The organism is Labilibaculum manganireducens (assembly GCF_002843385.1).
GTDB classification, from domain to species: domain Bacteria; phylum Bacteroidota; class Bacteroidia; order Bacteroidales; family Marinifilaceae; genus Labilibaculum; species Labilibaculum manganireducens.
Window position 1 is genome coordinate 1 of sequence record NZ_MVDE01000005.1, and the last position, 13,142, is coordinate 13,142.

The 13,142-nt window shown below is 38.1% G+C and carries 8 protein-coding genes; 2 read left to right on the forward strand and 6 right to left on the reverse strand.

Translation table 11 applies throughout. From position 1 onward, the window contains the following. Positions 1–353: 353 nt before the first annotated feature. Both ftcD and hutI read right to left on the reverse strand, forming a co-directional pair. Positions 354–2,045 (reverse strand): glutamate formimidoyltransferase, encoded by a 1,692-nt coding sequence (ftcD, locus tag BZG01_RS04840; protein ID WP_180327224.1) that lies wholly within the window; start codon positions 2,043–2,045, stop codon positions 354–356. Positions 2,046–2,632: 587 nt separating this feature from the next. After that, positions 2,633–3,886, reverse strand: a complete 1,254-nt coding sequence (gene hutI / locus BZG01_RS04845; protein WP_101308715.1) for an imidazolonepropionase — start codon at positions 3,884–3,886, stop codon at positions 2,633–2,635. A 431-nt stretch (positions 3,887–4,317) separates the two neighbouring features. On the opposite strand from hutI, the gene BZG01_RS04850 reads away from it, so the two are divergent. After that, positions 4,318–5,913: a YfcC family protein gene (locus BZG01_RS04850; protein ID WP_101308716.1), complete on the forward strand. Its 1,596-nt coding sequence runs from the start codon at positions 4,318–4,320 to the stop codon at positions 5,911–5,913. Positions 5,914–6,028: 115 nt separating this feature from the next. Here the strand turns inward: BZG01_RS04850 and BZG01_RS04855 are convergent, their stop codons facing one another. The 3 genes from BZG01_RS04855 to BZG01_RS04865 all read right to left on the reverse strand — a co-directional run bounded on the left by BZG01_RS04855 (position 6,029) and on the right by BZG01_RS04865 (position 11,272). Further along, positions 6,029–7,429 carry a RagB/SusD family nutrient uptake outer membrane protein gene (locus BZG01_RS04855; RefSeq protein ID WP_101308717.1) on the reverse strand — a complete coding sequence of 467 codons (1,401 nt, stop codon included), beginning with the start codon at positions 7,427–7,429 and terminating at the stop codon, positions 6,029–6,031. A gap of 19 nt (positions 7,430–7,448) precedes the next feature. Continuing rightward, complete coding sequence (locus BZG01_RS04860) at positions 7,449–10,451, reverse strand: SusC/RagA family TonB-linked outer membrane protein (protein WP_101308718.1); 3,003 nt, start codon at positions 10,449–10,451, stop codon at positions 7,449–7,451. A 650-nt stretch (positions 10,452–11,101) separates the two neighbouring features. Next, positions 11,102–11,272, reverse strand: coding sequence for a DUF362 domain-containing protein (locus tag BZG01_RS04865; RefSeq protein ID WP_101308719.1), 171 nt, complete (start codon positions 11,270–11,272; stop codon positions 11,102–11,104). A 175-nt stretch (positions 11,273–11,447) separates the two neighbouring features. Here BZG01_RS04865 and zupT point away from each other — a divergent pair, with 175 nt between their 5' ends. After that, positions 11,448–12,266: a zinc transporter ZupT gene (gene zupT / locus BZG01_RS04870; RefSeq protein ID WP_101308720.1), complete on the forward strand. Its 819-nt coding sequence runs from the start codon at positions 11,448–11,450 to the stop codon at positions 12,264–12,266. A gap of 16 nt (positions 12,267–12,282) precedes the next feature. Here zupT and nth read toward each other — a convergent pair whose 3' ends face one another. After that, complete coding sequence (gene nth, locus BZG01_RS04875) at positions 12,283–12,945, reverse strand: endonuclease III (RefSeq protein WP_101308721.1); 663 nt, start codon at positions 12,943–12,945, stop codon at positions 12,283–12,285. Positions 12,946–13,142: the final 197 nt, after the last annotated feature.

The following is a 13,142-nucleotide window of genomic DNA, read 5'->3' on the forward strand; positions in this document are numbered from 1 at the left end:
TTTGTTGTTTTGGACAACAGGTTATGAGATCTCTCGGGATAAGATAACGTACTTTCGTCACGTCCTACTTGATTTACTCTTAGTGGTTACGGTTGACTTTTGGGTTTTCCCAATCCATAGCTCGGTTACCCACACTAATAAGCCTTATATCAAGTTTCTGTTCGTTAGAACGATGACTTTGCTGATGGCTTCCTTCAGATTTGGGGTCGCCCCCAACACCCTTGCCAATTGCTAGTTCTTCCTGTCAACTCGGCGAACTCAAGAACGTTTCATCTTGATAGCACGTTACCATGCCCGACATACTAAAAAAGGGACACGCCGTAACGTATCCCCCAATATGATGATGTAGTGTATTAAATTTTAGCGTTTACCATGGCCACAATCTCGTTTTCGAGAGCAATGGCTTTATCAACAATTGCCTGTCCTTTAGCGATGATATCGGCAGCCCAGGCTTTGTCCTGCAAATCGGCCGCGTTAATTTTCACATTCATGAAAGCACCCAATACACCCGAACGGGCAGCCAATGCACCAACACCTGCATCGGTTACCGAATTAGGATTTCCGATTTCGGCCATAGCTTTGGCAACATCCATCGATCCCAAACACAATTCCATAGTTTGAAAAGGAACCATGGTGGCAAATTTGGTGGCCTCTTCCATAGCTTCGGCGCGAGCAGTTTTCTCTGCATCGGTTCCCTTTGGCAAGCGAATGGCATCCATAATTTTGTTGAAGGCATTGGTATCCTCATCCACCAAATGAACCAGTTTGCTGTGGTAGGATTTTCCTTGCTCGGCCCAATCGGAAAATTCTTCCCAACGATCGTCCCATCCTGGCTTGTGAGCCGACAGGTTGGCAACCATTGAACCCAAAGCAGCACCCATAGCACCCATGTAGGCAGAAATTGATCCTCCACCCGGAGCCATCGATTCTGAAGCTGTTTCGTCAACAAACTGAGTCAGATTCAGGTCAACCAGTTTCTTCTGATCTTTATCTTCTAGAATGTATTCGATAATTTTTTTGTCGGCATCGAAAGGGTACAACTCATCCAAACCTAACGATTTAACAGCAATTTTAATGATTTCGCGATCGGCAATACCGGTTGAACGTTCCTGTATGCGAAGGTAATGCTTACCAGCATCTAACATTGCTTTTAGAGGCACAACACCTACCAACTCCGATCCGGTAACACGGATACCACGATCCTGAGCTTTGGCGCAAACCTCGTCGAAAGCCTTGTGAATTGAGGTTACTGTAAGGTCGGTCATGTTCATGGAAATTTGGGCAACGCCAAATTCTTCAATAAACCATCCGATGGCTTTAGTTGCTTTCAAAGTACCCGGAATCATTACTGGCTCCCCCTTTTCATCAGTCACTATTTTGCCCGTTGCCGGATTTCCTTCTCGAAGAGTACGTCCGCGCTCACGAACATCGAATGCGATGGCATTGGCACGACGGGTTGATGTTGTATTTAAGTTGAAGTTGTAAGCAATTAGGAAATTACGTGCTCCAACAGCAGTCACCCCACTTTTTGCAACAGCAGGTGTGAATTCAGCAGGTCCAAAATCTGGTTTCCACTGCTCGGTACCAATTCTGTCTTTAACGGCTTCGTACTCGCCGGCACGACAAACCGCCAAATTTCTACGCTCGGGTGTTTGCGCTGCATTTTCGTAGCAATAAACAGGAACGCCTGCCTCTTCGCCAATTCGTTTCGCCAATTTGTGTGCGTAGGCTACAGTTTCCTCCATAGTAATGTTGGCAACTGGTACCAACGGACAAACATCGGTAGCACCAAAACGTGGATGAGCACCAGAATGCTTACTCATGTCGATTAGTTCTGCTGCTTTTTTTACTGCGCGAAAGGCTGCTTCGCAAACCTCATCGGGCGTACCCACCATAGTAACTACAGTACGGTTGGTTGCTTTTCCTGGATCAACGTCGATTAAACGTACGCCTTCTACAGATTCAATTTCGTTGGTAATCTGTTTAATAATGTTCATGTCGTTCCCTTCAGAAAAATTAGGAACACATTCAATTAGTTTTTTCATTGTTGTGATTGATATTAGACATGAGATGTGAGAAACGAGAAAACTCAATTCTTACCCAATAAGTTCTTTACTCATAACTCTCTGTCTGGTTGTTACTGTTAGTTGTTTTTATAATTTACGAACGATACACCCCTCTGTCCTTCGGACATCTCCTCTGCAAAGGGGAGAACTTTAAAATGCCACTTATTAATTCTTTACTTCCGCCTAATCAAAGAATCTTTCCTTGCCAGTGAAAGTGCCGACAGGCAAAAGGGTGAATTATTTTCAAACTAAACACCTAATTCTATTAAGTATTTATTTGTATTTTATTTAACCACAAAGAGCACAAAGTAATTCATAAAGGGCTCAAAGTTTTCATTCTATTGTTCAGCTCCTGTAAATTTGCAACTCAACTCTCTTCACCTCATCCCCTTCTCCTAAAGGAGAAGAGAAGCTCCTCTTCATATTTTACATTAGAGACGATTTGTTGCTCTTTTCCCTCTCCAGAAGGAGAGGCTTAGGGTGAGGTATTTATTTTTATTTAAATCTGTTATATGAAATTGAGAGTATTTTTCTCCTATCTCAAATCTAATATTTTACTTCTATCCTTACAACACTTTCCCACGTAAAATCACTACGTCAATCAGGTTGCTTCCGTAGGCATAGGGCATGTACTCTACCGAAGGTATTTCTTTGGTGATGTACACATTGGCTATTTTCCCTTTGGCGATACTTCCCAATTCATCCTCAACGCCCATTGCGTAAGCCGAATTAAGGGTAGTTGCATTAATTGCTTCCTGTGGCAGCATTTTATAATTGATACAAGCCAGCGACATAATAAATTTCATATTTCCCGATGGCGACGATCCCGGATTAAAATCGGATGCCAAAGCAATTGGCAATCCGGCATCCATCATTTTACGAACAGGAGAACACACCATGTTTAGGAAGAAAGCAGCTCCTGGCAATACCGTTGGCATGGTTTCCGATCCTTTTAAAGCTTCAATTTCGGCATCGCCAACAAACTCCAAATGATCAACCGAAAGTGCATTGTACTTCACGCCTACCTGAATTCCGCCTGAATAATCCAGCTCATTGGCATGAATTTTAGCCCGCATGCCGTGTTTCATTCCTGCATTTAAAATTCGGTCGGTATCCTCAACAGTAAAGAATCCCTTGTCGCAAAACACATCAATATAATCTGCTAAATCTTCAGCAGCAACCATGGGTATCATTTCATTGATCACCATATCAACATATTCTCCTTGTCTGCCTATGTATTCAGCAGGCACAGCATGTGCTCCCAAAAAGCTGGATTTGATCGTAAGCGGTGTTGATTTTTTTAAACGCTTAATCACACGAAGCATTTTCAATTCATCGGCAACCGTTAAGCCATAACCACTTTTAATTTCGACAGCTCCGGTTCCCAAACTAATAATTTCGTGAATGCGCTCCATAGCCGATTCGAACAACTCCTCTTCCGTTGCTTCGTGCATCAGTTTGGCTGAATTCAATATTCCACCGCCCCGCTTGGCAATCTCTTCATACGATAAACCTTTAATTTTATCGGAATATTCAATTTCGCGACTTCCGGCATACACCAAATGAGTATGCGAATCGCAGAAACTAGGGAAAACCATTCTTCCCGTAGCGTCATACTCCTCAATGCAATCAAAACCTTCCTTATCATCAAAGTCAGGAATGTCTTCCATCTTACCAAAATCAGTAATTTTATCGCCTTCAATCAGCAAGTAGGCATCATCAATGCAATTCAAATTGGCCATATCGGTTCCGGCAACCCATTTACGAGCTTCCGTATCAACCTGAACTAATGTCTTTATATTACTTATTAACAACTTCATGTTATAGATATTTGATATTAGATGTGAGACATGAGAAAATCCCATTCTCTATATTTTCTTTACTCAATATTTCTTTCCGGGCGTTTCCCTCCTTGAGTCGGGTCAGGCTTTCCACTTCTACCCCTCGTTCTTCCCCGCAAAATCCAACGCAATCCGGGGTATCCGTTTCAATCCTTAACGCATTGTATCACTGATCAGTTCCTTAAGTTTTATCAATTACTTTTCTCGATCTAAAAAGCTGGGATATCACAATGCAAATATTAGGGAAAAAAGAGCAAATTGCAAACCTTTTCGGTATGCTTTTAAAATAAATTCAAAGCTTCCATTCTCTTCATATTTTTCTAAATTTACGCCTTGTTATTTAGTACAACTAATAAATACGATATCAATACTTGATAATTCGTAATTAATAATTCATAATTAATTTAAGCATGTTTAAAAAGATACCGCATACTTACGTTATTGTATTCGCCATAGTCGTTCTATCAGCCATTCTCACCTGGCTGATTCCGGGGGGCGAATTCGAACGAACCACTGTTAATGTAAATGGAACCAACCGCGAGGTTATCGTGCAGGATTCCTATCAGCAAATTGAAAGTCAGGGACAGTCGTGGGAAGTATTCTCTTCATTCTTTAAAGGTTTTGTTGATAAAGCCGACATTATCATGTTCATTCTGGTAATTGGCGGCGCATTCTGGATCATGAATGCGAGTAAGTCAATCGATATTGGAATTTACTCCTTTCTCGAATTCACCAAGAAACTGGAGAAGAATAAACTGATCCGAAGAATTGGAGTCAACAACATTATTCTTACGCTAATCATGCTCATATTTAGCATTTTCGGCGCCACCTTCGGCATGAGTGAGGAAACCATAGCATTCACGATTATATTTGTACCCATGGCCATTAAAATGGGATACGATTCAATTGTTGGTGTAGCCATCTGCTTTGTTGCAGCCGGACTTGGTTTTGCCGGAGCACTTTTAAATCCATTCACCATTGGTATAGCACAAGGCTTATCGAATCTTCCTCTTTTCTCAGGTATTGAGTACCGCCTTTTCTGTTGGGTGGTGATTAATGTAATTGGTTTTGCTTTTATCTTACGATATGCGGCCAAAGTTCGCAAAAACCCTGCAAAATCTTTGGTTTACACCGATGATGAATACTGGAGAAAGCATCACGATACCGATATGGAGGCAATTGAATATTACACGCCTAAATCTGCATGGCTGACCTATATCGTTCTGTTGATTTCCATGATTGGATTTTCCTGCTACTATCCTGTCAGCACACTAAAAATCGGAAATTCCGAAAGTACTTTTATGGTACTGCCAATTATCACAGCTCTTTTTGCCATTTCAGGAATAATGTCTTTGCGTAAATCGGTTCATTTCTATATTCTTAACCTACTTCTGTTCACAATTATCTTCCTGATTGTCGGCGTAATGGGCTATGGTTGGTACATCATGGAAATTGCCACCCTTTTCTTTGCCATGGGAATCTTCTCAGGAATTGCTTTCAATAACACAGCCAACGAAATTACCCACCTTTTTTTGGACGGTGCCCGTGATATTCTTTCTGCTGCTATGATTGTAGGATTGGCAGGCGGCATCCTTATTGTTCTGGAAGAAGGTCACATCATCGATTCCATTCTTTACTACATCTCTCAATCGATGAATGATTTTGGAAAAATGGCTTCGGTAAGCATGATGTACTTAATTCAAAACATCATCAACATCATCATTCCATCCGGTTCGGCAAAAGCAGCTCTTACCATGCCAATGATGTCGCAGTTCTCCGATTTAATTGGTGTATCGCGTCAGGCAACCGTAATGGCTTTTCAATTTGGTGACGGTTTCACCAATATGATTACACCAACCTCCGGCGTTCTTATCGGTGTATTGGGTGTTGCCAAAATTCCTTACGACAAATGGGTAAAATGGATCGGCGGTTTTATGGCTATCCTGATTTTATTGGGATTATTATTATTAATCCCGACCGTTACTATGGAGCTGAATGGATTTTAATCAAAGAATAAGCTCCGAAAAAGAACTCCACAACAACACTCTATTTCAGAATTAAACTAATAATCATCATAAAGGGACTCTTTCGAGTCCCTTTTTATTCTATTCAACCAATGAATTAATAACCTTCATTCTGAGTAAGTTTATCGTTAACATCAATTTCCCTCTTAGGGATAGGCATAACCAAAGTTGGATCATCATAAGCCAGTGTTCCTACAGATTCTTTCCAACGTTTTACATCATGAAGCCTAAATCCTTCGTATGCCAATTCAAGTTTTCTCTCTTTACGAATTGCAGCTTGAGTAAGCGCCCCTAACGGATCTAAACCTGCTCTTTCACGAATTTTATTTATGTCATCCAATGGAGTTGCACCTAAAACAGTTGCGGCCTCAAAGTTACCTTCTGCTCTTGTCAAATACATTTCGGCGAGTCTAACAAACGTTAAATTGGTTTTAAAATCCAACCATTTTGCACAAAAAGTACCACCTCTTGAATTGGAGCCAAACCCTAAGTAATAAATACTTTTCACATCACCAATTTTAGAACCATTCCCCAAATCAACCTGCACTTCTCCTCTTAAATCACCTGGCTCATACTTGTCCATCTGAACATTGGTAATTTGAAAGTCTGATCGCCCGGTAGCATCCGTACTGGCATAAAAAGTGGCCATACCTGCATTACTCTCTCCTATATTATCATCATTATTTTGTTGAAAGGTAAAAACATCTTCTATACCATTTGATTCGTTATTGTATGCCTTAAAGGGTACTTCTGCCAAATCAAATCCACTATTAATAATTACAAAATTAGCCTCAATTGCTGCCTCCTCGTACATTCCCTTTTGCAAATAGATTCTTGACAAAATAGCCGCTGCAGCATACTTATTAGCATAAAAACTATCTTCTCCCAACAAACTTTTAGCCAAGGTAAGATCAGTAATTGCTTGATCGTACACTTCATCAACAGTTGCCCGCTCAGGATATTCCACTTTACTAACGTCAAAATTAGAATGCAACACTAATGGGACTCCTGGCTGATTGTTTGCTTGCCCGGCAACATAAGGTTTCGCATAAAACCGAACCATGTCAAAATACAATAAGCCTCGTAAGAACATTGCCTGACCACTTATTTCATCCTGATCACTTTCAGCAAGTACATCTTTGTAATCAAGAACAATATTCGTTCTGTTTATAGCATCATATGCCAGATTCCATGCATCATCTGCCCAAGAAAAGTTATCTACTAAATCCTTATTAATTAAATCGCGAGGTTGAGAAAATGTGCCTCTAAAGTCAAACTCACCATTATCAGCTAACAATTCGCTAAAATGAAACATATTTTGACCATATGCATCTCTCACAATTGGATATGTTCCCACAAGAGTGAGTTCAATGTTCTCAGCATTTGTCAAAACCTTATTCGTATCAATCGATTGTTGCGGATCCAAGTCCAAAAAACTATCACATCCAGTAAAAATAAGAATGGATAAAACGATTAGTAATGATTTTATAAATTTCATATGCTTTATATTTTTTTGGTTAGAAGCTTAAATTAACTCCAAACATATATGTTTTCGCCTGTGGAGTAGAATAATAATCAATACCTTGCTGAATATTAGTTGACAACTGAGTACGATTATTTCCGGGAGCACTTACTTCAGGATCCCAACCTTTAAAATTAGTATGTGTCCATAAGTTCTGCCCAGTGAAGTAAATTCGTACTTTGTTAACATTCATCTTCTGAGTCAACCTCTTAGGTAAGGTATATCCAAAAGTCACATCTTTTAAACGAATATAAGACCCATCAGAAATCCACCTTGAAGAAGTTCGAGTTCCATTACTGTCTCCAAATCTTGCCTGAGGAATATCGGTGATATCACCTGGTTGCTGCCAACGTTTCAACTGATCGCGTGTTTGATTATCTACCCAGTCTCCGTTCGCAGACATAAAACGACCGGCATCATTATAGATATCATTTCCATATACAAACTGGAAGAAAATTCTGGCATCAAAACCTTCATACGAAAAAGTATTATCCAAACCTCCAAAAAAATCAGGATTTGGATCTCCAACAATTATATCTTTAGCAAGACTATAATCATTGGTAGTTTCATCACTTCCGTCCTCAATAAAATATAGAGCATCTCCATTATCAGGATCTACTCCCGCATACTTTTTCATATAAAATACACCAATGGGTTCCCCTACCATTACCCTATTCACATTTCGTTGAATAGGATCAATCAATTTTGTCACTTCATTTTTATTAAATGAAATATTAAAGCTGGTACTCCAGGTAAAATCACCAATCAAATTATTTGTATTTAAAGTGATCTCGACCCCTTTATTTTCCAACTCTCCAACATTCTCGGCAATGCTGGAATAACCCGATGTATATGGTAATAGTCTATCCAACAATAAATCAGTAGTTTTCTTATAATAGTAATCAAACTCCCCATTTATTCGATTATCAAAAAAGCCAAAATCAATTCCAATGTCAGTTTGAGCTGTTTTCTCCCATTGTAGTTTTGCATTAGCCAGTTGTGTTGGTTCAATAGCCGAATTACCTGCATACCGTGTTCCGCTAAATAATCCTCGTGATGGAAAATTTCCTATTTCAGAATTTCCTGTTATTCCATATGATCCACGGACTTTTAGAAAACTAACAAGAGGGTTATCCAATAAAAAATCTTCCTTGGAAATAATCCAACCAAGCGAACCTGCATAAAATCCACCATACCGATTATCATCCCCAAACTTACTTGAACCATCAACACGATAACTTAATGTTGCCAGATACTTATCCATAAATTTATAATTCATTCTGGAAAAATAAGAGAGATAAGAAAACTCTGTTCTATCACTATAAAAATCATCATTTTCAGCCGCAGAAGCAATGGTTTGGAATTCATCAGAAGGGAACCCCTTACCACCCACTCTACTTACAAATCTCTCCGCTTTTTGAATGGACATACCTAAAACAGCTTCCAAAGAATGATTTTCATTAAAAACCTTGCTGTAGGTAAAATAATTGTCAAATGAATAATTTAGCATATTTACATTTCGCAGATACGATTTACCTGCAGGTTGCCCATCGTCAGTTTTCCTACTCCAATACTGATCTTCCCGTTGAGTAAGGTTATCAACACCAAATACGGATTTAAAGGATAACTCAGGAAGAATATCACAGGTCACATATGCATTAGCAAAGGTTCTGTACACTAATGTTTCGTACGAGTTGTATCTGGAAGCCAATAAACCATTAAAATAGAATGTACCGGCAAAAGGCTCCCCAGAATCATCAAAAGCTGGAAAATAGGGTGCTTGTGCTATCAATTGGGTAGGTGTTGAAAATGCATTATCATGAGAAACACGATCCAAAACACTTCTTACTAAATTGAATTTTATTCCAAAATCGACTTTATCACTAATCTGATGATCCAAATTTAATCGAGCACTAATCCTCTTAAAATCATTATCAATTAAAATCCCTTGCTGATCAGAATATGACAATCCCGAATAGAATCGCGTTTTTTCATTTCCACCTGAGGCACTAATGTTATAATTTGATGAAACGGCTGTTCTAAACATCTCATCTTGCCAATCAGTATCTGCAGTTTCCTCAATCGAAGTAAAACCTCCCCAATCAAGAATAGATTCTTCCCCATTCATTCCGTCAGACAAAGCCCAACCAGAGTTCTCCATACCTTCACCTAGTAATTCGACATATTCCTGAGTGTTCAGCATGTCAAGCCTATTTGTCTCTTTGGCAATAGAAACCGAGTAGTTGACATTGATGACCGTTTTTTTATTTTTCCCGCCAGATTTTGTGGTAATAATCACTACCCCATTCGATGCTCTCGAACCATATATTGAAGCTGCAGATGCATCTTTAAGTATCTGAATAGAAGCAATATCATCAAAATTCAAATCCGAAATCGGATTGGTTGGCTGATTTCCTGTTCCTCCTTGATCCTGAGAAGTTACAACCACCCCATCAATAACATACAATGGTTGATTACTTGCACTTAATGAAGAAGCTCCCCGAACACGAATGTTTATTCCCTCACCAAGTTTTCCTGTACTCTGTTGAATAAAAACGCCTGAAGTTTTTCCTTGCATAGATGTCTCAAAAGAAGGTGAAGGAACTTTTTGTAATCCTTCCACATTCACTTTAGAAATAGCACCAGTCATTTCAGATTTTATCTGCTTTCCATACCCAACAACAACAACCTCATCCATTCCTATTGCTTCCGCTTCCATAGAAACATTAATTACAGATTGGTTGCCAACCGTTATTTCAAGTGGTGTCATCCCTACAAAACTGAACAACAAAATATCAGAAGATTGAACACTCAAGACATATTTTCCATCAATATCGGTACTCGTTCCAGAGGAAGTGCCTTTAATCACTACCGAAACTCCTGGCATCCCTATGCCATCATCAGCACTGGTTACAGTACCCGTAATTTGCTTTGTTTGTGCATTAACAATTTGAAAAGTTAATATGAAAACACAAACTAATAAAATCATTTTTTTCATAAAATAAATTTTAAATTAGAAATTAAATTGTGATCATAATTGATTCAAGACAAATACTATCATGCCTTTTTAGAAACATACATCTACCCAACAAATCAACTCTTAAACAATAATGCCTGGCTTTGTTTTTAATAGAAGAAAGGATTAACATCCTCCTACAACAAACTAATTGCCGAAAAATTAATAATGGTAAATAGCAAAATCACCCTTTGAACAAGGGATGGTTCTCTTTAATGGGGAAAATCGAGAATTAAAAACCTGAATACTAAGCTGATTAAAAATAAGCACTCAATTAAAACAAATTTTATATCTCAAGAGGATTAGCCATTGGGCTAGCGGGGCAAATTTTCCTGGTTATTTTAAAAGGTCAGGATCCTTAAGAAGAAAACAGAACAAATAAATACTTTCATAATTTAAGGTTTTAGGTTAGTAGGGCTATTTAAATATGAAAATTGACATCCTGAAAATCAGTTGCAAATTCAAAAATTAGATTCATCTCCATCCACTTTATTAAAATCATCAAACTACCACACTTACAAATGATTACAAAACCACTTACTCATTCAAGTTAAGACTTTTTTTTTTAATAATCCAAACAAAAAAATGGAACCCAGAAAAAGATTCCATTTTACATTGTAATTTAAACGCATTTACTCCCCCTCAGAAATTGCTTCAACCGGACATACTTCAGCACAGGCTCCGCAATCAATACAAGTATCCGGATCTATCACATAAATATCTCCTTCCGAAATTGCATCTACCGGACATTCATTTATACAAGAACCACAAGCAGTACAGTCATCTGAAATAATATAAGCCATAATTTTATTATTTAAATTAAAAGTTATTTAATCAACTCAATCTGATTTAATTAAATTTACCACTTGCCATCTCTTAAAACAAGATGTAAACATCTCAATATGTTATTTAGATACATTCCAAATAATTCACTATATTTATTCCACAATACATCAATCAAAAAAAAACAATCTATATATGGAATTTGAATTTAACAGCGTTGCAATCGCATTTGGAATGACCCTGTTTGCTGGTCTTGCTACGGGAATAGGCAGTGCAATTGCCTTTTTTGCCAAACGTACAAACACAAAATTCTTGGCACTTTCCTTAGGGTTTTCTGCCGGCGTAATGATTTACGTATCACTTGTAGAAATATTTCAAAAAGCAAAAGATGCATTAATCCTTGATCATGGTGAAGTTACCGGTACTTGGTATACTGTTATTTCATTTTTTGGAGGAATTTTATTTATTGCAATTATCGACAAAATGATACCCTCCTTCGAGAATCCTCATGAGGTGAAAAAGATAGAAGATCTTGAAGGTGAAAAACCTGTGGACAAGAAATTAATGAGAATGGGAATGTTTTCTGCGCTTGCAATTGGAATTCACAATTTCCCGGAAGGATTAGCAACATTTGCTGCCGCATTAGCAGACCCTACGATTGCAATACCAATTGCTGTTGCGATAGCGATACACAATATTCCAGAAGGAATAGCAGTGTCGGTACCTATCTATTATGCTACCGGCAGTAGAAAAAAAGCATTCTTTTACTCTTTCCTTTCCGGATTAGCAGAACCTGTTGGCGCACTAATCGGATTTGTTTTAATCTATTCGTTTTTAGGCTTAAACAATACTGTTTTTGGAGTATTATTCGGTGGAGTTGCTGGGATTATGGTTTTCATTTCGTTAGACGAGCTATTACCAACAGCTGAAGAATATGGAGAACACCATATTGCAGTTTACGGCTTAATTGCCGGCATGGCGGTTATGGCATTAAGCTTACTTCTATTCCTATAATAATATATTTAAAGCCTCAACTTGAGGCTTTCTCATTTTTCTTTTCTTCCTTCTCAAAATACTTACAATACTCTTTAATTCCGCACGCCTTACACCTTGGTTTTCTTGCTACACATACATACCTTCCGTGTAATATTAACCAGTGATGAGCTGTTGCAATATATTCCTCTGGAATAAACTTCACCAATTGTTTTTCTGTTTCCAAAGGAGTTTTAGAATTTGTTGTTAAACCAATTCTTTCTGAAACCCTAAAAACATGTGTATCTACAGCCATAGCCGGCTTATCGTAAACTACCGAAGCAATCACATTTGCCGTTTTTCTGCCAACCCCTGGTAACTTCTGCAGTTCCTTAATATCATCGGGAACAATTTCTTTATAATCAGCCACCAGCATTTTCGCCATCCCCAGCAAATGTTTCGCTTTGTTATTTGGATAAGAGCAAGAACGTATTAAATTGAAAACATCATCTTGAGTTGCGTGAGATAATTCAAAAGCAGTAGGATACTTTTCAAATAAAAAAGGAGTCATCATATTAACTCTTTTATCGGTACATTGAGCCGACAAAATAACAGCAACTAATAATTCATATGGATTTGAATAATGCAACTCTGTTTCTGCAACAGGCATATTTTCTTTAAACCATGATATTATATTCTCAAATCTTTCTTTCTTTCGCATAGCTAATTTATCCTTTCTGATTAATATTCGATCTCTAAATCCATCCTGTCTATTTTCAAGTTAAGAGTATCAAATATAATGCTCATCTTTATTTCGATCATACGAATTTAATAAAGTCAAAGAATTAAAATCCATTTGTTAATGCAAATTCTGAGATTACACAAAATTTAATGAATCTTCCTGCGAAACAAAAGAAC